This is a genomic window from Actinokineospora sp. NPDC004072, from assembly GCF_053604195.1.
In genome coordinates, this window is the sequence record NZ_JBSGHB010000022.1 from 99,995 (window position 1) to 119,388 (window position 19,394).

Annotated in this window: 26 protein-coding genes; 15 read left to right on the plus strand and 11 right to left on the minus strand. The window is 74.1% G+C overall.

Translation table 11 applies throughout. The annotated features are described in order from the left end of the window. The first annotated feature begins 95 nt into the window (after positions 1-95). Both ACWEPX_RS28100 and ACWEPX_RS28105 read left to right on the plus strand, forming a co-directional pair. Positions 96-311, plus strand: coding sequence for a hypothetical protein (locus ACWEPX_RS28100; RefSeq protein ID WP_451900259.1), 216 nt, complete (start codon positions 96-98; stop codon positions 309-311). Between the two features lie 44 nt (positions 312-355). Further along, positions 356-1,126 (plus strand): hypothetical protein, encoded by a 771-nt coding sequence (locus ACWEPX_RS28105; RefSeq protein WP_451900260.1) that lies wholly within the window; start codon positions 356-358, stop codon positions 1,124-1,126. An 80-nt stretch (positions 1,127-1,206) separates the two neighbouring features. On the opposite strand, the gene ACWEPX_RS28110 is transcribed toward ACWEPX_RS28105, so the two are convergent. After that, a complete protein-coding gene (locus ACWEPX_RS28110) occupies positions 1,207-3,045 on the minus strand; it encodes a phosphoenolpyruvate carboxykinase (GTP) (protein ID WP_451900261.1) in 1,839 nt (612 codons plus the stop codon). Positions 3,046-3,326: 281 nt separating this feature from the next. Between ACWEPX_RS28110 and ACWEPX_RS28115 the strand changes: the two genes are divergently transcribed. Together ACWEPX_RS28115 and ACWEPX_RS28120 are read left to right on the plus strand one after the other, a co-directional pair. Beyond that, entirely contained in the window at positions 3,327-3,464 is a 138-nt protein-coding gene (locus ACWEPX_RS28115) for a hypothetical protein (RefSeq protein WP_451900262.1), read from the plus strand. Next, on the plus strand, positions 3,461-5,176 hold the full coding sequence (locus ACWEPX_RS28120; RefSeq protein WP_451900263.1) for a SulP family inorganic anion transporter: 1,716 nt from the start codon (positions 3,461-3,463) through the stop codon (positions 5,174-5,176). Before ACWEPX_RS28115 ends, ACWEPX_RS28120 begins: the two co-directional genes overlap by 4 nt. A 30-nt stretch (positions 5,177-5,206) precedes the next feature. Here the strand turns inward: ACWEPX_RS28120 and ACWEPX_RS28125 are convergent, their stop codons facing one another. From ACWEPX_RS28125 to ACWEPX_RS28135, 3 genes are all read right to left on the minus strand, one after another. Next, entirely contained in the window at positions 5,207-6,199 is a 993-nt protein-coding gene (locus tag ACWEPX_RS28125) for a DUF2157 domain-containing protein (protein ID WP_451900264.1), read from the minus strand. A 64-nt stretch (positions 6,200-6,263) separates the two neighbouring features. Further along, complete coding sequence (locus ACWEPX_RS28130; RefSeq protein ID WP_451900265.1) at positions 6,264-6,404, minus strand: hypothetical protein; 141 nt, start codon at positions 6,402-6,404, stop codon at positions 6,264-6,266. 167 nt (positions 6,405-6,571) lie between these two features. Then, positions 6,572-6,931, minus strand: coding sequence for a zinc-binding dehydrogenase (locus ACWEPX_RS28135; protein ID WP_451900266.1), 360 nt, complete (start codon positions 6,929-6,931; stop codon positions 6,572-6,574). Between ACWEPX_RS28135 and ACWEPX_RS28140 the strand changes: the two genes are divergently transcribed. After that, complete coding sequence (locus tag ACWEPX_RS28140) at positions 6,905-7,225, plus strand: nitroreductase family protein (protein ID WP_451900267.1); 321 nt, start codon at positions 6,905-6,907, stop codon at positions 7,223-7,225. The two genes, ACWEPX_RS28135 and ACWEPX_RS28140, sit on opposite strands and share 27 nt — an antisense overlap. 52 nt (positions 7,226-7,277) lie before the next feature. On the opposite strand, the gene ACWEPX_RS28145 is transcribed toward ACWEPX_RS28140, so the two are convergent. Next, a complete protein-coding gene (locus tag ACWEPX_RS28145) occupies positions 7,278-8,294 on the minus strand; it encodes an Acg family FMN-binding oxidoreductase (RefSeq protein ID WP_451900268.1) in 1,017 nt (338 codons plus the stop codon). Between the two features lie 156 nt (positions 8,295-8,450). Here ACWEPX_RS28145 and ACWEPX_RS28150 point away from each other — a divergent pair, with 156 nt between their 5' ends. From ACWEPX_RS28150 to ACWEPX_RS28160, 3 genes are read left to right on the plus strand one after another with little or no spacing between them, the layout of a single operon-like run. Next, positions 8,451-9,182 (plus strand): SDR family NAD(P)-dependent oxidoreductase, encoded by a 732-nt coding sequence (locus tag ACWEPX_RS28150; RefSeq protein WP_451900269.1) that lies wholly within the window; start codon positions 8,451-8,453, stop codon positions 9,180-9,182. Continuing rightward, positions 9,179-10,123 carry a nitroreductase family protein gene (locus tag ACWEPX_RS28155; RefSeq protein WP_451900270.1) on the plus strand — a complete coding sequence of 315 codons (945 nt, stop codon included), beginning with the start codon at positions 9,179-9,181 and terminating at the stop codon, positions 10,121-10,123. The genes ACWEPX_RS28150 and ACWEPX_RS28155 overlap by 4 nt, the downstream gene beginning before the upstream one ends. Next, the gene (locus ACWEPX_RS28160) at positions 10,123-10,983 is read left to right on the plus strand and encodes a universal stress protein (protein ID WP_451900271.1); all 861 of its coding nucleotides are present in this window, start codon (positions 10,123-10,125) and stop codon (positions 10,981-10,983) included. Before ACWEPX_RS28155 ends, ACWEPX_RS28160 begins: the two co-directional genes overlap by 1 nt. 58 nt (positions 10,984-11,041) lie before the next feature. Here the strand turns inward: ACWEPX_RS28160 and ACWEPX_RS28165 are convergent, their stop codons facing one another. Genes ACWEPX_RS28165 through ppsA form a run of 3 tightly spaced genes read right to left on the minus strand, consistent with a single transcriptional unit; the run spans position 11,042 to position 14,081 of the window. Beyond that, positions 11,042-11,479, minus strand: a complete 438-nt coding sequence (locus ACWEPX_RS28165) for a universal stress protein (protein WP_451900272.1) — start codon at positions 11,477-11,479, stop codon at positions 11,042-11,044. Between the two features lie 2 nt (positions 11,480-11,481). Further along, positions 11,482-11,895 carry a hypothetical protein gene (locus tag ACWEPX_RS28170; protein ID WP_451900273.1) on the minus strand — a complete coding sequence of 138 codons (414 nt, stop codon included), beginning with the start codon at positions 11,893-11,895 and terminating at the stop codon, positions 11,482-11,484. Continuing rightward, the gene (ppsA, locus tag ACWEPX_RS28175; protein WP_451900274.1) at positions 11,892-14,081 is read right to left on the minus strand and encodes a phosphoenolpyruvate synthase; all 2,190 of its coding nucleotides are present in this window, start codon (positions 14,079-14,081) and stop codon (positions 11,892-11,894) included. Before ppsA ends, ACWEPX_RS28170 begins: the two co-directional genes overlap by 4 nt. A gap of 171 nt (positions 14,082-14,252) precedes the next feature. Between ppsA and ACWEPX_RS28180 the strand changes: the two genes are divergently transcribed. Next, positions 14,253-14,639, plus strand: coding sequence for a hypothetical protein (locus ACWEPX_RS28180; RefSeq protein WP_258903202.1), 387 nt, complete (start codon positions 14,253-14,255; stop codon positions 14,637-14,639). Positions 14,640-14,702: 63 nt separating this feature from the next. Here ACWEPX_RS28180 and ACWEPX_RS28185 read toward each other — a convergent pair whose 3' ends face one another. From ACWEPX_RS28185 to ACWEPX_RS28195, 3 genes are read right to left on the minus strand one after another with little or no spacing between them, the layout of a single operon-like run. Then, positions 14,703-14,951, minus strand: a complete 249-nt coding sequence (locus tag ACWEPX_RS28185) for a hypothetical protein (RefSeq protein ID WP_451900275.1) — start codon at positions 14,949-14,951, stop codon at positions 14,703-14,705. Further along, a complete protein-coding gene (locus ACWEPX_RS28190; protein ID WP_451900276.1) occupies positions 14,903-15,319 on the minus strand; it encodes a hypothetical protein in 417 nt (138 codons plus the stop codon). The genes ACWEPX_RS28185 and ACWEPX_RS28190 overlap by 49 nt, the downstream gene beginning before the upstream one ends. After that, entirely contained in the window at positions 15,316-16,323 is a 1,008-nt protein-coding gene (locus ACWEPX_RS28195) for an Acg family FMN-binding oxidoreductase (protein WP_451900277.1), read from the minus strand. The genes ACWEPX_RS28190 and ACWEPX_RS28195 overlap by 4 nt, the downstream gene beginning before the upstream one ends. Positions 16,324-16,474: 151 nt before the next feature. On the opposite strand from ACWEPX_RS28195, the gene ACWEPX_RS28200 reads away from it, so the two are divergent. The 6 genes from ACWEPX_RS28200 to ACWEPX_RS28225 form a co-directional block, all read left to right on the plus strand. Continuing rightward, entirely contained in the window at positions 16,475-17,185 is a 711-nt protein-coding gene (locus ACWEPX_RS28200; protein WP_451900278.1) for a CBS domain-containing protein, read from the plus strand. Then, positions 17,182-18,024: a universal stress protein gene (locus ACWEPX_RS28205; protein ID WP_451900279.1), complete on the plus strand. Its 843-nt coding sequence runs from the start codon at positions 17,182-17,184 to the stop codon at positions 18,022-18,024. Before ACWEPX_RS28200 ends, ACWEPX_RS28205 begins: the two co-directional genes overlap by 4 nt. Before the next feature lie 110 nt (positions 18,025-18,134). Beyond that, positions 18,135-18,578: a universal stress protein gene (locus ACWEPX_RS28210; protein WP_451900280.1), complete on the plus strand. Its 444-nt coding sequence runs from the start codon at positions 18,135-18,137 to the stop codon at positions 18,576-18,578. Positions 18,579-18,595: 17 nt separating this feature from the next. Beyond that, complete coding sequence (locus tag ACWEPX_RS28215) at positions 18,596-18,856, plus strand: DUF1918 domain-containing protein (protein WP_189210304.1); 261 nt, start codon at positions 18,596-18,598, stop codon at positions 18,854-18,856. Positions 18,857-18,873: 17 nt separating this feature from the next. Then, entirely contained in the window at positions 18,874-19,170 is a 297-nt protein-coding gene (locus ACWEPX_RS28220; RefSeq protein WP_451900281.1) for a hypothetical protein, read from the plus strand. 86 nt (positions 19,171-19,256) lie between these two features. Then, positions 19,257-19,394: phosphoketolase family protein (locus tag ACWEPX_RS28225; protein ID WP_451900284.1), on the plus strand; the 138-nt coding region annotated here is incomplete at its 3' end.

The following is a 19,394-nucleotide window of genomic DNA, read 5'->3' on the forward strand; positions in this document are numbered from 1 at the left end:
CCACGTCGCGCGCCACGCAGTTGCAAATTTTCGCAAGTGTGCAGATAATGGATTTCTGATGGTCGGGGCTCCGCGCTCGATGGGAATGAGGGGCGATGAGCGAGTTCGCGACGGTCCTGCGCGACCAGGTCGACGAACGGTTGAAGACGCTGGTCGTGGCCCGCCGCGCCGGTCTCGACCACGAGACCCACCTGCACGGCGCGCGCATCCGGGACCTGCTGGACCTGGCCGCGCGGCACGGGGTCGACACCGGTGACTGGATCGACCCGGCGGTGCTGGACCTCGCATCGCCCGACGAGTCGATCAGCTGACGCGGCTCGGCGTGGTGTCCGAACAGGGACGGGATGACCGCCGCGTGCTGGTCGCGACGGTGGTGGCCGGGGATGAGGCCGACGACGCCCTCCCGGCGGTCCGGTGCGCGGCCGTGATCGAGCGGCTCGGCGGCCTGGCTGCCCGCGTTGTGGACCTCGACCTTCGCAGCCCGTTCCGCGGTGACCCCGCACCCTGGGCCCGCTTGGCGGAGTCCGACGCGGTCTTCCTGCCCGGCGGGCGGCCCGGGGACGCCGAGCGGATTCGGGACCTGCTGGGCGTGCCCGTCCTCAGTTGGCGCGACACCGCCGCCACCGTCCTCGTCGCCCAGGTCCTCACCACCCTGACGCGGCTCGGCCACCCACCTCGGGTCGCCCGCGTGGTGATCGCGGGCGCCGAGACGATGCCTGTCGTCGAGCCGCTGCTGCTCGCCGCCGGAGTCCGTGACCTCACGGTGTGGAACTCCGCTGACGCCGCGGCGTTCCCCCTGCGCGACATCGCCGCGGACGCGCACATCGTGCTCGACCTGGACGCTCTCTGGCCCTGGACGGGCCCAGCCGATCTGGACCCGGTCGTCATCACCGCGCGGGGCGATCACGACCCGCTGATCACGTTGCCCGGCCTGCTCCGCGCGCTGGCGGGGACACCCGGCGCACAGCCGCACATCACCGTGTTGCACGCCTGTGTGCTCGCGTTGGTCATGGCCACCGGGGCTGATCACCACCTGCCCAGAATCCCGGCGGGTGAACTGGCCGACCGGACCGCGGACGCCGCCGCGGGGGCTCTGCGCGCGCGCTCGCGCAGATTCGACGGTTGACGACGGTCACGACCTTCTCCGTGCCGGGGGGACGGCGGGCGGCGACCTCCGCCGCCACCCGCCTGTGGCCTACCTTCCGGTCAGGGCGCGCCGCCTTCCAGGTCAGCGGCGACGCGGTGGTGGGCCTGCCAGATCTCCTGGGGCAAACCTTCGAACCGGGCCAGGTGCCTCTCGCGGAAACCGATCTCCTGACGCCAGCGCTCAAGGTCGATGGTGAGCAGTCTGTCCAGGTCAGCCTCATCGATCCGCAGACCGTCGAGGAGCAGTTCGGACCTCGCGGGCAGGACGCCGACCGGCGAGAGCACGCCGCGCACCTCACCGTCGCGCAGCCGCATCAGCCACAGCAGCGCCCGCAGGTTGTCGCGATAGCCCGGCCACAGAAAGCGCCCGTCCTCGGGGTCCCGCTGGAACCAGTTGACGTGCGCGAAGATCGGCTTCTCGGTGACCTGTCCGATGATCCGCAACCAGTGCTCGGCGTAGCGCCCCTCCGGGTAGGACATGAAGGGACGCATCGACATCGGGTCGTAGCGCAGCATGCCGTCCACGCCCTCGGCCGCGAAGGTCGCCTCGGCGCCGAGCGTCAGCCCGTCGTACACCCCTTCGGCGACGCCGGTGATGGCCCGGATCAGCGGTTCGCGGTCGCGGGTGCGGCCACCGAAGATGATCGCGTCGATGGGCACGCCCGACGGGGCGGCGTAGTCGGCGGCGAGGTTCGGGACGTTCGACAGCGTCGTGGTGAACCGGCTGTTCGGGTGTGCCCACGGATCGCCCCGCCGTTCCGGGGAGCGCTCGGCGACGGGCTCGCCCGTCCAGTCCAGCCAGCCGTCCAGGTCTGCGGGCGGCTGCTCGGTCTTGCCCTCCCACCAGACCTCGCTGGTCTTGGTGTTGTAGGCGACGTTGGTGAACAGGGTCTCCGTGCCGGGGCCGATCGCGGCCAGCGCGGTCGGATTGGTGGCGGCGTTGGTGTCCTTCGCGACGCCGAACACCCCGAACTCCGGGTTCATCCCGTACAGCCTGCCGTCGTCGCCCACCCACAACCAGGTGATGTCGTCACCGTAGAACTCCACGTGGTAACGGTCGCCCAACGCGTCCGGGGCGAGCGTCATCGCCAGGTTGGTCTTGCCGGACGCGCTGGGAAAACCGCCGCAGATGTGGTGCTTGCGCCCGGTCTCCCTGTCGGTGATGCCCAGCAGCATGAACTGCTCGGCGAGGAACGCACCCGACGCCCATCCGTCGTAGGACGCCTGGCGCAAACCGTGCGCGATCTTGCCCAGCAACGCGTTGCCACCGTAGGAAGAGCCGTAGTGCAGGATGGTCCGCTCGTCGGCCACGGTGACGAAGTGGCGCCTGTCGTGCGCGGTGCCCTGGCCCAGGTTCTCCAGATCGCCCGTGACGTGCACGGCGCGGACGAATCCGGCGGGCTCGCCGAGACCGTCGATGTGCTCGATGCCGACCCGGGCCATCCTGATCATGTGCAGGGCGACGGTGCGGTGGTCGGTGAGTTCCACGCCCGCGGCGTAACGCGCCAAGGGAGAGCCGGGCGGGGCCATCAGGTACGGCACCACGTACATCGTCTTGCCCACGGACGCGCCGCGCATCAACTCGGTGACCGTGGCAGTCATCTCCGCTGCGGGCCGCCAGTTGTTGTAGACACCCTTGTCGGCCGGGTCGCTCGTGGCGACCACGGTGCGCTCCTCGGAGCGCGCGGTGTCCTTGCGGTGGCTGCGTGCGTAGTACCCACCATCGCTGGTCGGCAGGATCTCGCCCGCGGCCAGACTCTCCCGGATCAGCCGGGCGTCGTCGGCCGCGCTGACCACCTCGATCCGATCGGGACGCGTGACATGTGCCCAATGCCGGACGTACTCGCGCACATGCGCGTTCCCCACGCCCGCCTCGTCGAGAACCGCGTCCACATCCACGGGTGCCACCCTTCATAGTTATAGAAATTCGCAATTCCGCAGGTCTTCAGCACCATACGGCGGCCCCCGGGGCTGCGGCTCGCTGCATCGGTCCAGTGCGAGGCGGTTCACACCGTCACGCGTTCGCGATCGAGTTGCCCAGCTGTGGTGGATCGCTACTCGATGACGAACCATGCAATTGCGAATATATGCAATCGCGCTGGTAGTCTCTGTGGCAGGCCCTCGGGAGCTGCCTGCGGCAGGCCCCCTCAGAAGGGCGGGTGCTGATCGCGGGGAGTGTCGTGCCAGTCTCGCTGTACCAGATCGGGTTCCTCCGCATGCCTGCGCTGTCACAGCAGCTCGCGGTCGTGCGACGAGCACTGACCGGGCAGAGCGATCTGCTCGACCGGCCGCGCTACACCGACTCGGCCGCGCGGTGAGGGCCGTCTGCTCCGCGGCGTGGTCTCGGCTGCGTCCGCTGCTGCCCGCTCGTGCGGACGCGGTCGCCGCGCGAAGGCACTTCCGCCGTGACCTGCTCGCCGGATCGACCGTGGCCATCGTGGCGCTGCCGCTAGCCTTGGGCTTCGGGGTGTCCTCGGGGCTGGGCGCCCAGGCCGGGCTGGCGACGGCCGTGGTCGCCGGTGCGCTCGCGGCCGTGTTCGGCGGGTCGAACCTGCAGGTGTCCGGTCCCACCGGCGCCATGACCGTCGTCCTCGTGCCCATCGTCGCCGCACACGGCGCCGGGGGCGTCCTGGCGGTCGGTCTGATCGCGGGAGTGGTGCTGGTCGGGCTGGCGCTCGCGCGGGCGGGCCGCGTCATGCGCTACGTGCCTGCGCCCGTCGTGGAGGGCTTCACCCTGGGCATCGCCTGCGTCATCGGTCTGCAGCAGATCCCGGCAGCACTCGGGGTCACCGCGACGCAGGGCGAGCGCGTTCTGGAGACGGGCTGGCACGCGGCGCGCGCCTTCGTCGTGTCCCCGAACTGGGCCGCGCTGGGGCTCGCGACGGGGGTCGCCGCGATCATGCTGGTCGGCGCCCGGTGGCGGCCCGTCGTCCCGTTCTCGATCGTCGCGGTGGTCGCGGCCACGGTCGCAGCCGAGGTGTTCTCCCTGGACTCGGCTACTCCCATCGGCGACCTGCCCGCCGGGCTACCCGCACCGTCCCTCGCCTTCCTCGACTTCGCCGTGTTCCCGTCGCTGCTGGTACCCGCCGCGGCCGTCGCCGTGCTCGCGGCACTGGAGTCGCTGTTGTCGGCGTCGGTGGCCGACGGGATGACCATCGGGCAACGGCACGATCCCGACCGTGAGCTGTTCGGGCAGGGCTTGGCGAACATCGCCGCGCCCCTGTTCGGCGGTGTCCCGGCCACCGGCGCGATCGCGCGCACCGCGGTCAACGTCCGCGCGGGGGCGTCCTCCCGGCTGGCCGCGCTCATCCACGCCGCCGTGCTCGCCTGCATCGTCTACGCCGCCGCCCCGCTGGTCTCCCGCATCCCCCTGGCCGCGCTCGCCGGTGTCCTCATCGCCACCGCGATCCGCATGGTGGAGGTCGGCAGCCTGCGGACGATGGCCCGCGCCACCCGCGCCGACGCCGCCGTCCTCATCCTCACCGCGCTGTCCACGGTCGCCCTCGACCTGGTCTACGCGATCGTCATCGGCCTGCTGGTCGCCGGGGCGCTCGCGCTGCGCGCGGTCGCTGGTCAGGCCCGAATCGACCAGGTCGGCATCGCGGGCGACCTGCCCGGTGCCACCAGCGATGAGGAACACGCCCTGCTCGCCGAGCACATCGTCGCCTACCGGATCGACGGGCCGCTGTTCTTCGCCGCCGCCCACCGGTTCCTGCTCGAACTGCCCGACATCGCCGACGTGTCCGCTGTCATCCTGCGCATGTCACGGGTGACCACGATCGACGCCAGCGGCGTGCTGGTCCTCAAGGACACCATCGACAGGCTGGAACGGCGGGGAATCGCCGTGTACGTCTCCGGTGTCCGCGACGGCCACCACCGGCCGCTGGAGGCACTCGGCGTCATCGGCCGCCTCGACGCCGACGGCCGCGTGTTCGCCACGACCCCCGAGGCGATCGCCGCCGCGCGCGACCGGCTCCGCCGCGCAGGCGTACTGCCGCTGCCCGCCCGCCACACCGCGGCGGCTGACTGAGCACCTGACGGCCGTCCCGACGTCCCGCGATCACCCATCCTTCCGGCCGGACGCGGTCGCCGGGTGGTGCCCCGCTGGCGGAGCAGCGGCGCGCGGCGCGGCGTGGGTCCTGGAACGCCAGACGCCGAGCGCGCCGAGGAGCAGGAGCACCGCTCCCGCGACCAGCACGCCCGCAGCGGCGCCCACGGTGCCGCCGGTCCAGTCCCACAGGGCTTGCGGTACGGCGACAGTGTTCCCGATGACGGCGCCCGCGAGCAGGATCGGATGGCGGTAGCGGGCGTAGGCGACGGAGCAGAACACCGCGACCCCCGCGGTGAGGATGTAGGCCCACGTGACCCGACCGAGGCCATCGATCGACAGTTGGGCTCCGATCAGCGCGGTGGCCACCCCGATCCCGTATCCGGTCCAGGCCGGTCGCACGAATTCCGAGACGGTGAGGGCGCCCCACAGCACCCCCAGGGCCGTCAAGGCAGCGGCGGCGGCCCGCCCATCGCCTCCGGCTTCTACCAGCACCAGGTCGACGACCAGGGCGAACGCGCTGATCCCCGCGACGCCCAGGCCGGGCAGCGATGGCAGGTACCCGTAGGTCAGGGCCGACAGGGCCAAGGCGGTCGAAGCGGCCCACGCTCCTTCGTGCGCCGTCGCGAAGGTGCCCGCGGCGAGAGCGCCGACCCCGGCGCCGAGAGCGAACAGGGCGGTCGCGGCCCGGCGGCCCGCCCGGCCACCGTGCCGAGAGCCCAGCAGACCGGCGAGGAGCAGGCCCGTGGTGGCACTGATCAACACAATGCCGCGCGCCGTGCGCGACAGATCCTCCCAGGAGGTGGCGACTGTCAGTACCGCGCCAACGAGAACCAGACCACCGCCGAGGTAAGCCAAGACCTCGCTGCGCCTGGTGGGCGCGAGGGCCTGCCCAGAAGCGGCGAGGGCGACGCGCACGGCGTCGTTCTGCCATCCGGCCAGCACACCGTCATCGACCAGCTTGCGCAGTGCCGTTTCCTGTTCCGCTGTGAGGGCCCGGTCCATGGCTTCTCCTGTCCGCTTGCGAGCACGGCCCTTCCGGGAATCGGGGGTGCTCATGTCCTGACCCCTAGCCGCGCCGGTGCAGCGCGATCTTGAGCGCGCCGCTGTCCATGGGACGGGCGAACACCTCGTAGGCATGTTCGATGTCGTCCAGGTCGAAGCGGTGGGTGGTGAACTGGGCGGCGTCGAGGCGCCCGGAGGCGACCATCGCCAGCAGCCGAGGCGTCGAGTAGGTGTCGACCAGTCCGGTGGTGATGGTGATGTTGCGGTTCCAGAGCCGTTCCAGGTGCAGCGTCGCCGGGCTGCCGTGGACGCCGACGTTGGCGAGGTGGCCGCCGGGGCGGACGAGGTCGGCGCACAGTTCGAACGCGGCGGCTACCCCGCTGCCTCGATGACGACGTCCGCGCCGAGGCCGTCGGTGCGCGCCATGACCACCGAGGTCGGATCGGTCGCGGTGTCGACGACCATGTCGGCACCGAATCGCTTGGCCGCATCGCGCCTCGGCGCGGCCGGATCGATCGCGATGATCGCGCCAGGGCTGAACAGCCGCGCCGTGGCGATGGCGGCGAGTCCGATCGGTCCGGCGCCGACGATGGCGACGGTGTCGCCGGGGGCGACGGCGCCGTTGAGGACCCCGACCTCGAAGGCTGTGGGCAGGATGTCGGACAGCATCAACGCGGATTCGGCGGACAGCCCCGTGGGCAGCAGGTGGGTCGAGGTGTCGGCGAAGGGCACCCGGACGAGTTCGGCCTGGCCGCCGAGACCCAGTTCATCGTCGCGACCGACGGCGACACCCGCCGCGACCACCTGGGTGCGGGCATGGCCCTGCAGCGCCTCTGGCTGACCGCGGTCGCCTCGGGGCTGGCGGGCTCACTGATCACCCAGCCGCTGCACGTCAGCGAGGCCAGGGCCGCGCTCGTGACGGACCTCGGCCTGCCGGGCCCGCCCCAGGCCGTGCTCCGGATCGGCCATCCCGCGCACGTGACGCCCCCGACCCACCGCAGGCCGCTGGCGGATCTGGTCCGCTAGAGGCCGGATCACGGCGGGCATGCATAGCGCGCCCTGATCAAGCAGGCACGGACTAGGCCCGGCGAGGGCGAGACCCGGTGCCGGGGAGGCGGTGGCACACCTCGCCGACCGAGCGCCTCGCGGTGGCGGGCAGCGGGCCCGCCGATTCCGGCGCGTAGCCGACCCGGATGACCAGCTGCGGCTCGCCGCGCCCGGCCAGGAGACGGTCGCGCAGGCGCGCCCGCACGCCGTCGACCTCGACGTTCTGGGAGAGCACGCAGGTCGCCATGCCCAGCGTGGTCGCGGCGAGCAGCACCGCGCTGGCCGCCTCCCCGGCGCGCAGCCACGCCGCGCGGGTGTCCCCCGCGGTGGCGAGGACCAGCAGCAGCCCGGCATCCGGCCCGACCGGGTCGCCAGGCGGTTCGGTCAGCACGCCCCGGGGGAAGTACCGCATGGGCAGCCCGCCGTGGCGGACAGCCCCGTTCGGCGAGTTGGCGGCGGGAACGCCCTCGGGCACACCGCGGGTCCGGCCGGTCCAGTGGACCAGCTCCCGCCGCACCCCGGGATCGACCCGCTGTCGCGCCGCACCCGCCAGGAGGCTCACGGCCACCTCCAGCCGCTCCTCCTCGCCGACGAGCGGGAGCGCCGCCACGCCGAGGCGCGCCGCGGCCCGCGCCAGTTCGGCGACGGCCCTGTCCGGGACGGGGCGAGCGCTGTAGCGGCGCCGGTCGGTGCGCCGCAGCGCGATCGCCGCGGCGAGTTCCGCGCCCTCGGGCGGGCAGGGGCGCAGGCCGAGGGCGGCGAGGTGATCGTCGCCCTCGGCTTCGACGGGCAGGGTTACGGCGGACCAACCGCGCGCGGCCAGTGCGACCCGCAGGTGGTGCAGCGCGGCGCCGCAGCTCATCACCAGGTCGCGGCCGCGCGGATCGGTGGCGGGTAGCCACCGGGTGCGGTCGGCCATCAGGTGCAGCGACCGCGTCCCGACGAGCCACCGCCACGGCTGGGTGTTGTGCACCGAAGGGGCCCGGTTGGCGAGGGCGATCGCGGACATGAGCGTGTCGTGGTCCGGCCACGGCGACGAAGCGGACATGGCTGCTCCTCCGGTCGGTTCCCTGCCATTGCAGCCGACGGCGGAGCGCTTGCGCCGTCGTCGGACGTCCCGAGCCACGGGGACGTTCGACCCTCTTCGCGCAGAGGGGAGGACGCGAGGCTGGGGATGCGACAACCGACATCGAGGGAGAGCGCCATGTCCAACCTGGAGGGGACCACCGCCATCGTGACCGGTGGCGCGCGCGGCATCGGCCGCGCCGTGGTCGAGGCGCTGGCCGAGGCGGGCGCGTCGGTGATGGCCGCCGACGTGCTGCCCGAGCCCGCCGATCTGCCACCCGGCACCGCGTACACCCACCTCGACGTCACCTCCGAGGATGACTGGCACCGCGCCGTGGCCGCCACCGAGGCCGCGTTCGGACCGGTCTCCCTGCTGGTCAACAACGCGGGCATCGTGGAGTTCGGCGCCATCGCCGAGCAGAGCCTGAAGTCCTTCCAGCACGTCATCGACGTAAACCTCACCGGCGCCTGGCTCGGCATGCACGTCGTCGCCCGGTCGCTGCGCGCGGCGGGCGGCGGGGTCGTCATCAACATCTCCTCCACGGCGGGCCTCACCGGCTACCCCAACCTCGGCGCCTACACGGCCAGCAAGTGGGGCCTGCGCGGGCTGACCAAGACCGCGGCCCTGGAGTTCGCCCGCGACGGGGTGCGGGTCTGCTCCGTGCACCCCGGGCCGATCCGCACCCCGATGACCCAGGGGTTCGACGACACCATGACCGCGGGCCAGCCCATCGCCCGCTTCGGCGAGCCGGAGGAGGTCGCCAGGATGGTGCTGTTCATCGCCGCCGAGGCCACCTACAGCACCGGCTCGGAGTTCGTCGTCGACGGCGGCGCGGTCGCCGGGTCGCCGCTGACCGCGTCGATCCGATGACCGCCGACAGTCCACGGTGGACTCTTGCGGAGGAGGCTGTCCTCGCCGCGGCGATGGACCGCGCGCCGTCGGTGCACGACACCCGCCCGTGGGCGCTGGAGACCCGTGACCGCGACGCCCTGGTCATCGAGCGGGTCGCCCTGCGCCTGACGCGGCAGGACCCGATCGGCCGGGACCGACTGATCTCCTGCGGCGCGGCCGTGGCCACCCTGCGGCTCGCCTGCCGCAGGCTCGGCTGGACCGAGTCGTGGCGGCAGTTCCCGCTGCCCGAGCGCCGCGACGTCGTCGCCATGGTGCGCGCGGGTGAGCGCAAGCCGCCGACCCCGGACGAGCTGGCGCGTTACGCGGCCATCGGCGCCCGCCGCAGCCACCGGGCCCGATTCGCCGCCCCGCCTTCGGTCACCGCCCGAGCCGGGCTGCTGAAGGCGACCGACGTGGCGGGCGCGGCCGTGGTCCTGCTTGCCGGGCCCGAGCGCGACGCCGCCGTGGGGCGCCTGCTCACCCACGCCGCCGACCACATCGGGAACGACCCCGCCTACCGCGCCGAGCTGGCTGCCTGGTGCGGGCCGGACGCGGACCCGAGGCTGTGGGCCGGTCTGGGCGCTGCGGACCCGCGGCCCGGCGGGCCGTCCCTGGCCGACCGGCTCGCCGATGAGGCGCACCTGGTGGTCATCACCACCGGCGACGGCCGCAGCGACCACCTGCACGCCGGGATCGCGCTGCAGCAGACCTGGCTGGCCGCCACCGCCATGGGGCTCGCGGCCTCCGCCGTCACCCTGCCCCTGCACCTGCACGAAGTCCGCGCCGGGCTCGTCGAGACCGCCGAACTGCCCGGTTTCCCGCAGGTGATCCTGCGGGTCGGCGTCCCGGCGGTCGACACCGCGCCCACGCCCCTCCGTCCCCCCACCGCGTTCTCACGCACACCCGGAAAGGTCCGCTGATGTCCCAGATCATCGCCGCCGTCGACGGCTCGCCCGCCGCTCTCGACGCCGTCCGCTGGGCGGCCCGCGAGGCCGCGGCGCGCGGCCTGCCGCTGCGGCTGCTGCACGCCTACCCGCCGCCCCCGCCCCGGCTGCCAGCCGCCCTCGACCCGGACGACCGGTGGGTGGCGGCCATGACCGACCACGCCGAGCGCGTGCTCGCCGAGGCGTCCGCCGCCGCCCGGGCCGCGGCGCCCGGCGTCACGCCGATCCTCGACGAGCGGATGGGCACGCCCTCCCAGGTCGTCGTCGACGCCTCCCTCGACGCTCACGCCGTGGTGCTGGGCAGTCGGGGGCTCGGCGGGTTCCGCGGCCTGCTCGCGGGCTCGCTCGCGCTGACGATGGCCACCCACGCCCACAGCCCGGTCGTCGTCGTCCGCGGCGCACCCGAGCAGGGGCCGGTCGTCGTGGGCGTCGACGGGTCCCCGGCGGGCGAGGCGGCGCTGGCGTTCGCCTTCGACCAGGCCGCGCACCGCGGTGTCGGCCTGCGCGCCGTGCACACCTGGCTCGACACCGCCTACACCGGCGGCTGGTACCCGCTGCCGGTCCTGATGGACTGGGACGCGATCGCCGAGGACGAGCGCGCGTTCCTGGCCGAGCGGCTGGCGGGCTGGACCGAGAAGTACCCCGAGGTGCCCGTCGAGCGCATCGTGGTCCGCGACCGTCCGGCCAGGGCCCTGCTCGACCACGCCGAGGACGCCCAGCTGCTGGTCGTCGGCAGCCGAGGGCACAGCCCGCTGGCGGGTGTCGTCCTCGGCGGCACGGCCCAGGCCGTTCTGCACCACGCCGAGTGCCCGGTTGCCGTCATCCCGCCGCGCTGACCCGGACACCCGAACGGCCCCGGACCTCGTCGGTCCGGGGCCGTTCGCCAGTCCGCGTTCAGGTCCGTTCGGGGATGACGGCCACCGGGCAGCGGGCATGCCGGACGCAGTCCATGGCGAAGACGCCCATGCCGGTTGTCAGGCGCGCCGCGTGGTGGTGGGCGCCGATGACGATGAGGTCGGCGCCCTCGGCGGTCTCGGCCAGCGCCTTGCCGGTGCGCCCGGACACCCGGCGCACCCGGAGGCGGGCGCCCGCCTCGTCGGCGACCTGCTCGGCGATGCGGGCCAGCGGACCGGCGCCCGGGTGCGGGACCGTGCCCCTGGGGTGCAGGCTCATCGAGGTCGCGGGCAGGAAGGCGGTGTCGGGCGGGCACACCTCGACGGCGGTGACGGTCGCCGCGAGCGCCCGGCCCTCGGCCAGTGCCCAGCGCAGCGCGGCCACGCTCGACGGCGACCCGTCGAAGCCGACGACGATGCGCTTGCTGTTGCCGGTCATGATCACTCCTTGGGATTGTCTGTCGTGGACATGACGCCGAGTGCGGCGACGACGATGGCGTAGCCGAGGCAGAACGGCTGCAGCCAGGAGAACGTGCGGATGACGGCCAGCTGCACGACGATCCAGCCCGCGAGCAGCACCCCGGCGACCACCAGCGCCCTGGGCGCGCGGCCCGAGCCGCGCCACACCAGGGCGCAGGCGGCGGTCATCGGCGCCGCGACGCAGGCGAGCAGCGCGATCCCGGCCACCGTGGTGCTCTCCCACGGCAGGCGGGCGGTGATGTCCGGGCCGAAGTCGACCCCGCCGCCGATGACACCGACCGCGCCCGCATAGGCCCAGACGGCCATGAAGCCCGCGAGGACACCGCCGAGCCCGGCCCACCTGCGCCGTGTGCGGGCCCGCAGCGCCCGGGTCACCGGGCACCGCCTCGGGCCGCCTCCAGCACGATCCGCCGTTCCGCGGCGGCGATGGCCGCCCGCGTGGCGGGGACCGCGGTCGGGTCGACCGAGATCGAGGTGATCCCGAGCCGCACCAGGCGCTCGGCGTACTCGGGCCTGGTGGTGGGCGCCTGCCCGCACAGCGACGAGGTGATCCCGGCGCGGCGGCAGGCGCCGACGATGCGCCCGATCATGTCCAGCACGGCCGGGTCGCCCTCGTCGAACAGCTCCGCGCAGGTGGTGGAGTCCCGATCGACGCCGAGGACGAGCTGGGTGAGGTCGTTGCTGCCGATGGACACCCCGTCCACACCCATCCCGGCGTACTCGGGGATCCAGTAGGCGGCGGAGGGGACCTCGGCCATGATCCAGCGCAGCAGGCCGCGCTGGGCGCCCAGCGGGCTGGCGTCGACCAGGTGCAGGCACGCCTCCAGCTCCCAGCGGGTCCGCACGAACGGGAGCATCAGGTGCAGGTTCGGCGCCTGCTCCCGCACCCTGGCCAGAGCGGCCAGTTCGAGGGAGAACAGCTGGGGGTCGCGCACGTAGCGGTGGCAGCCCCGGAAGCCGATCATCGGGTTGCGCTCCAGGGGCTCGAAGTCCGCCCCGCCAGCCAGGCCGCGGAACTCGTTGGTGCGGAAGTCCGTGGCCCGGTAGACGACGGGGCGGGTGCCGAAAGCGGTCGCGATGCGGGCCAGGGGGTCGGCCATGGTCTCGATGAACCGGTCGGCGCCCTCCTGAGCGAGGAATCTGCGGGGGTGGGTGCCGCGCAGCGCCTGGGTGATCAGGAACTCCGCGCGCAGCAGCCCGACCCCGTCGACCGGCAGCGCTGCGGCCGCCGCCGCGCCGTCGGGCAGGGCGAGGTTGACGTAGACCCGGGTGCCGAGCGCCTCGACGGGCTCGACCCGCACCGGCTCGGCGACCTCCGCGCGGGCCGTGCGCACGCCCTCGGTGACGGTGCCCGCCGCGCCGTCGACGGTGACCGTCATGCCCTCGCGCAGCGCCGTGGTGGCGGTGCGGGCGCCCACCACGCAGGGGACGCGCAGCTCGCGGGCCACGATAGCGGCGTGGCAGGTGGCCCCGCCCTCGTCGGTGACCACCGCGGCGGCACGGCGCATCAGCGGCACCCAGTCCGGGTCGGTCATCCGGGCGACCAGCACGTCGCCGTCGGCGAACCGGTCCGCCTCCGCCGGGTCGCGGAGGACCCGGACCCGGCCGGAAGCCACCCCGGGCGCGGCGGGCAGGCCCGCGACCACGGGCCGCTCCCCGCCCATGGTGGTGACGGGACGGGTCTGCACGATCCAGGTCTTGCCGTCGGCGATGGCCCACTCGATGTCCTGCGGGCGGCCGTAATGGCGCTCGATGGCCAGACCCGTGCGGGCCAGCTCGACCGCCTCGGCCGCACCGAGCACCCGGCTGCCCGCCCGGTCCGCGGGCAGTTCGACCCGGCGCTCGCCGTCCGCGCCGAGGGCGATCACGTGGGTCTGCCTGCCGACGCGCACCCGCTCCACCGACGGACCGGCCTTGGCCAGCACGTAGGTGTCGGGCTCGACCGCGCCGCTGACCACCACCTCGCCGAGGCCGAACGCGGCCTCGACGACCACCCTGCCGGTGTCGCCGGTCAGCGGGTCGGCGGTGAACATCACCCCGGAGCGCTCCGACTGCACCATCCGCTGCACCACGACGGCGATCGCGGGCGCGCCCGCCAGCCCGTGCTCGGCGCGGTAGGCCACCGACCTCGGCGCGAACAGCGACGCCCAGCACTCGACGACCGCCTCCACGACGGCGTCGGCGCCCCGCACGTTGGTCAGCGTGCGGTTCATCCCGGCGAACGAGGTCGTCACCGAGTCCTCGCCGATCGCCGACGACCGCACCGCCACCAGGACGTCATCGCCGAGCTCCCGGTAGGCCGCCGCGATCGCCGCGCGGACCTCGTCGGCCGCGCCCGCGGCGTGCACGGACTTGCCCAGCCGCTCGGCGTCGGTGTCGGGGTCGTCGACGCGGACGCCCGCGTCGACCATGGACCGGCGGAAGGCGTCCGCGGTCACCACGAACCCGTCGGGCACGGGGAAGCCCGCGGCCATCAGCTCGCCGAGGTTGGCCCCCTTGCCGCCCACCGTCGCCACATCCTCGCTGTCGACTTCGGACAGTGTGCTCACCCATCGCGTCATGGCTCTCCTCCTGGTCGTCTTCCCCGAGCCTGTGACACGCGCGGGCTCGCTGACAGGGAGCCAGGTCCCGGTCCGCGCGGCGGACATCCCCACCCGTGCGGGACTTTCGGCCACTGCGTCCCCGAGCCCGGGCTGGAACGCTGGAAGCACAGCTCTGCCGAGGAGGACGCCATGACCATCGACCCGAAGCCCCAGCACGTGCTGCTCACCGAGGCCCGCTTCGGCGACGCCGGGCCCGTCGCGGCCCGGCTGCGCGCCGCGGGGGCCCGCGTCAGCACCTGCCACGCCGACGCGGGCCTGTGCCGCGCGCTCGCCCCGGGATCGCGCTGCCCGCTGGACACGCGCACTGACCCGGTCGACCTGTTCGTCGATGTGCGCGGCGCCGACGACGAGCTCACCACCCGCGAGTACGGCGTGGTGTGCGCGCTGCGCGCGAACCGGCCGGTGTTCGTGGTGGAGGCCGACCCGCTCGTCGCGGCCACCGCCCCCGTGGGCCTTGCCGCGCGCGTCACCGTGACCTCCGTCGACCGCCTGGCCGACGCCCTGGCGGCCCGGTGACCGCGGATCGCGCGCCGCGAAGCCCCGACCCGCTCGCGGGTCGGGGCTTCCTCTCGGTCGGGGTCACCGCAGCCAGCGGTTGCGGTCGACCAGGTCCAGCCGGGCCCAGCGCCTGCCCATGCCCCAGACGTCACCCGCGCACGCGGCGGCGAGCAGGACCAGCACCAGGGCGTAGACGATGTGGTAGTCGAGCACCGGGTTGGTCGAGCGGGTCAACTCGCCCACGTCCTTGTGCCGGGCCAGCGGCCACTCCGCCGCCCACATCAGCGCCATCTGCACCGAGCCCGCCACGGCGGCCACGCGCAGACCCACGCCCAGCAGCAGGGCGACCCCGATGCCGAGCAGCCCGGCCATGAACAGCCAGTCCGCCCACGCCTGCCCGGCCCAGGAGCGGACATGTCCCCGAGCGGGCCGCGGTCGATGCCGCCGAGGAAGCCCTTGGTCGGCGAGCCGCCGTTGATCCAGGCGTTCGCCGACGGGGTCGCGTAGCCGAGGCCGAAGGACTTGTCGAGGAACGCCCAGGCGAAGACCAGGCCCATCGCGATCCGGACCATGGCGAGCAGCCGCGCGGCGGGCAGGGGCCACCCGGCGCCGACGGCGGGGGCGGGGCGCGCGGACTGGCGGGTGGGGCGTTCGGCGTGGTGCAGGGACACCTCTTCCTCCACCGGTTCGGTGATCACGGTGTTCCGGTGCCCGGCAGACGGGACAGGATGTCCTCGACCGGGCGGCGCGGGGTCGAGGGCAGCGGGGGAGCCGCGGCGGGTGCCCACCCGATCCGCAGGACCAGCTGCGGGACGGCGGCCCCGTCGAGCACGCCGTCGCGGATCGCCGCCCGGGTCTCGGGCAGTTCGAGCGGCTGGGACAGCGGGCAGGTGGCCAGGCCGAGGCCGGTGGCCTCCAGCAGCACGGCGCTGGCCGCCTCGCCCGCGCGCAGCCGGGAGAGCGGGTCGTCGCCCGCGGTGGCGAGCACCAGCAGGGCGCCCGCGTCGACCTCCTGGTCGTTGGCGGTGGGCGCGGTCAGGGAGCCCGCGCTGAAGGCGCGCATGGGAAGGCCGTCGTGCGCCATCGGCCTGCTCGGCGCCGCGGTCCTGGGGACGCCGTCGGCGGCGGTGCGGCCGCGCCCGGACCACAGCCCCAGCTCGGTGCCGTAGCCCTCGACGCGCTCCTGGTGCGCCGCGGCCCGCGTGAACGCCGACGCCAGCCTGCTTCGCTCCCGGGCGCCCGCGATCGGGACGGCGAGCACGCCCTCCTCGGCCGCCCTGGCCGCGAACAGGTCGAGATGGGCAGCGGGAACCGGCCACGACGAGAACCGGCGGCGGTCGGTGCGCCGCCTGCCGATCGCCGCGGCGAGTGCTACCTGCTCGTCGGACGCGGTCGCGGCGCGCGGTTCCACGGCGGCCAGGTGGACCGGGTCGGCGGGGTTGGGCAACCGGTGCACGCGGGTGGCGAAGCCCATGCCCGCGAACGCGGTCCGCAGGTGGTGCAGCGCGGCTCCACAGCTGACCAGCAGGTCCCGCCCGTCCGGGTCGGTGGCGCGCAGCCACCGGTCCCAGTCGGCCATCAGGTGCACCGACTCCGCGCCGACGACCCAGCGCCACGGCTGGGTGTTGTGCACCGACGGCGCCCGTCCGGCCAAGGCGAGCACGGCGCGCACTGTGCCGTGGTCGGGTTTCGCGGCGGTCATGGTGCCTCCTTCCCTCTCGATGCCTCAACCATCGCCGCCGCGCCGTGCTCGGTGGAGAGTCCAAAGAGGGTGCCGATGCGGGACCTTGGCTTCCTGCGACCGGGACGGCGGCGCGGATTCACTGGTCGCACAACGTCTTGAGGAGGTCGAGATGCACAAGCGCGCCGTCGCCGATGTGATGACCCGCACGGTGGTCACCGCCCGGCCGGACACCGGTTTCGCCGAACTGGTCCGGCTGATGACCGAGCACTCCGTCAGCGCCCTGCCCGTGACCGACGCGAGCGGCGGGGTCGTCGGCGTGGTGTCCGAAGCGGACCTGCTGGCCAAGGAGAGCGCCCGCGCCGACGGCGCGCCGCACTCGCTGCGCGCGCTGCTGCGCAGGCACGCCGACAAGTCCCGTGCCGCGGGAACCGTGGCCGCCGAGCTGATGAGCAGTCCCGCGGTGACCACCACCGAGCACACCCCGGTCACCACCGCCGCGCGACTGATGTCCGAGCACCGCGTCAAGCGGCTGCCGGTCGTCACCGCCGACGGCGTGTTGTCGGGCTTGGTCAGCCGCTCGGACCTGCTCGGCGTCTTCCTGCGCGGCGACGACGCGATCGCCGAGGAGATCCGGCACGAGGTGTTCGAGCGCTCGCTGGACACCCCGGCCGACCGGGTCGGGGTCACCGTGCACGACGGCCAGGTGACCCTCGACGGCACCGTCGAGCGGCGCAGCTGGGTGCCGATCGCCGCCGCGCTGTCCGAACGCGTCGACGGCGTCGTCTCGGTCCACAACCGACTCGGCTGGTCCTGGGACGACACCGGCGTGACCATCCCCGAGGCGATGGTCGTCGACATCCGCCACGAGCCCCGGCCATGACCGCCCCCATCGTCGTCGGGGTCGACGGCTCGGACTCGGCGCTGGCGGCGGTCGCCTGGGCCGCGGCCGAGGCCCGCCGCCGCGCCCTCCCGCTGCGCCTGGTCCACGCCTGCGCGTTGCCCCCGCTCCTCGCGCCTGCCGACGAACGCCGGTGGGTCGCGGAACTGACCGCTTTCGGGGAACAGGCCCTGCGCACGGCGTCGGCCGCGGTCGAGGACGTCGTCGTCGACCACCAGGTGCTGATCGGGTCCGCAGTCCCGGCGCTGATCGGTGAGTCGGCGCGCGCCCACTCGCTCGTCATCGGCCACCGCGGCCTGGGAGGGTTCCACCGGGCCCTGGTCGGCTCGGTCGCGGTCGCCCTCGCCGCGCATGCGGCGTGCCCGGTCGTTGTGGTGCGCGGAACGAGTCCGGAGGACGGGCCGGTGGTCGTCGGGGTCGACGGCACCCCCGCGAGCGAGGCGGCGATCGCCTACGCGTTCGGCGCCGCCGCGCTGCGCGGCGCTCGGCTGGTCGCGGTCCACACCTGGTCGGAGGTCATGCTCTCGGGCCGATGGCGCGCACTGCCCGACGCCGACCGCGCTGCCGCGGGTGCCGCCGCCGCCCGGCTGCTCGACGACTGGATCGGCCCGTGGACGACGAGGTACCCGCTGGTCGCCGTCGAGCGGGTCGTCCGGTGCGACCGTCCGGTGCGTGCCCTCGTCGAGCACGCGGAGGGCGCCGCGCTGGTCGTGGTGGGCACCCGGGGGACCGGCGAGTTCACGGCAATGGGCTTGGGCTCGACCAGCCAGGCCGTCCTGCACCACGCCCCCTGCCCGGTCGCCGTCGTGCGACCGACCTGACCCACGACCCACCGAGGGGCCTAGGTCCCACACGGGTGAGGACCGTCGTGTGTGTCGGACATCGGGCCGCCCGGCCACCATCGAGTCATCGACCAGTGAAGGAGCACATCGTGGACACAGCACCGACCGGCGTGATCGTCGTCGGAGCCGACGGCTCCGACCTGTCCTTCGCCGCGCTGGAGTGGGCCATCACCGAAGGGCGGCGGCGCGGCTGCCGCGTCCTGGCCGTCACCGTCCGCCCCCGCGGCGCCGCCGCGGCCGGGGCGATCGCCGCCGAGTTCACCGCCGCCGCCGCCCGCCACCCGGACGTTCCGGTGGAGCACCGGGTCCTGACCGGGACGATCGGCGACGCCCTGCTCGCCGCCGCCGACGGCGCGGCGATGCTCGTGCTCGGCAGCCACGGCGCGAACGCGGTCCTGTCCGCCCTCCTCGGCTCCGTCGCCGCCTACTGCGTCCGCCACGCCCGGGTGCCCGTCGTGCTCATCCCCGACGCCCTCGCACCCGCCCCCACCACCGCCGAAGCGACCGCGCTCACGCCCGGTCCGCTGTTCTGACCCCCAGGGAGCCCGCCATGCGCGCCCACCCCGGCGACTGGCTCGTCGTCGAACGAGCCGATGACCACCGCGAGGCCCGCCGCGGCCACATCGAGGAGGTCGCCCACCCCGACGGCACCCCGCCCTACCTCGTCCGCTGGACCGACACCGAGCGCCGCGCCCTGGTCTTCCCCGGGCCCGACGCCCACATCCTGACCAGCGCCGAACTCCACGAACGCGATGAAGCGGCCCAACGCCGCGCCGCGCGCCTGCAGCACGCCATCCGCACGCGCGGATAAGACCTCAGGACATGGCCATGACCACTACCGTCACCCGCGTCCCGATGCCGAGGACGCCGCCGGACGCCCCCGACCCGCTCGCCCTGGCCGAGGCCGCGGTGCGCGCGGTCCCCGACATCGACACGACACACGTCCGCGCCGCCCGCCAGGACGGCGCGATCCTGCTCCTCGGCCGCGTCCAGTGGAGCAGCGAGGCTCGCACGGTCGGCGAGCGGCTCCGCCGCGTCCTCGCCCCGCACGAGGTGCGCGACCGCATCGGCTTCCACTACGACGACAGCCCGCGCCTCCGCCCCTGGCGCCGCGACCGCCGGTGAAGCCGGGGGAGCACGGCGCCACCAGGTTGCACGCATGCCCAACTCGGGATTGGGTAGGCGAGAGGGAGATCAGCGCGCCCCGACGAGTGAGGAGAACGACGGTGTCGCAAGGAGTCGGGCAGGCGGATCTGTCCTTGGTGGACGCCTACTGGCGGGCCGCGAACTACCTCTCGGCGGGCCAGATCTACCTGCTGGACAACCCTCTGCTGACCCAGCCCCTGGCC

What these genes read in the sequence shown, in the direction of transcription:
- ACWEPX_RS28100 (WP_451900259.1), top strand. Translation starts at nt 96, where the DNA reads ATGAGCGAGTTCGCGACGGTCCTGCGCGACCAGGTCGACGAACGGTTG.
- ACWEPX_RS28125 (WP_451900264.1), bottom strand. Translation starts at nt 6,199, where the DNA reads ATGGACCGGGCCCTCACAGCGGAACAGGAAACGGCACTGCGCAAGCTG.
- ACWEPX_RS28130 (WP_451900265.1), bottom strand. Translation starts at nt 6,404, where the DNA reads ATGGTCGCCTCCGGGCGCCTCGACGCCGCCCAGTTCACCACCCACCGC.
- ACWEPX_RS28145 (WP_451900268.1), bottom strand. Translation starts at nt 8,294, where the DNA reads ATGTCCGCTTCGTCGCCGTGGCCGGACCACGACACGCTCATGTCCGCG.
- ACWEPX_RS28150 (WP_451900269.1), top strand. Translation starts at nt 8,451, where the DNA reads ATGTCCAACCTGGAGGGGACCACCGCCATCGTGACCGGTGGCGCGCGC.
- ACWEPX_RS28155 (WP_451900270.1), top strand. Translation starts at nt 9,179, where the DNA reads ATGACCGCCGACAGTCCACGGTGGACTCTTGCGGAGGAGGCTGTCCTC.
- ACWEPX_RS28160 (WP_451900271.1), top strand. Translation starts at nt 10,123, where the DNA reads ATGTCCCAGATCATCGCCGCCGTCGACGGCTCGCCCGCCGCTCTCGAC.
- ACWEPX_RS28165 (WP_451900272.1), bottom strand. Translation starts at nt 11,479, where the DNA reads ATGACCGGCAACAGCAAGCGCATCGTCGTCGGCTTCGACGGGTCGCCG.
- ppsA (WP_451900274.1), bottom strand. Translation starts at nt 14,081, where the DNA reads ATGACGCGATGGGTGAGCACACTGTCCGAAGTCGACAGCGAGGATGTG.
- ACWEPX_RS28180 (WP_258903202.1), top strand. Translation starts at nt 14,253, where the DNA reads ATGACCATCGACCCGAAGCCCCAGCACGTGCTGCTCACCGAGGCCCGC.
- ACWEPX_RS28195 (WP_451900277.1), bottom strand. Translation starts at nt 16,323, where the DNA reads ATGACCGCCGCGAAACCCGACCACGGCACAGTGCGCGCCGTGCTCGCC.
- ACWEPX_RS28200 (WP_451900278.1), top strand. Translation starts at nt 16,475, where the DNA reads ATGCACAAGCGCGCCGTCGCCGATGTGATGACCCGCACGGTGGTCACC.
- ACWEPX_RS28205 (WP_451900279.1), top strand. Translation starts at nt 17,182, where the DNA reads ATGACCGCCCCCATCGTCGTCGGGGTCGACGGCTCGGACTCGGCGCTG.
- ACWEPX_RS28215 (WP_189210304.1), top strand. Translation starts at nt 18,596, where the DNA reads ATGCGCGCCCACCCCGGCGACTGGCTCGTCGTCGAACGAGCCGATGAC.
- ACWEPX_RS28220 (WP_451900281.1), top strand. Translation starts at nt 18,874, where the DNA reads ATGACCACTACCGTCACCCGCGTCCCGATGCCGAGGACGCCGCCGGAC.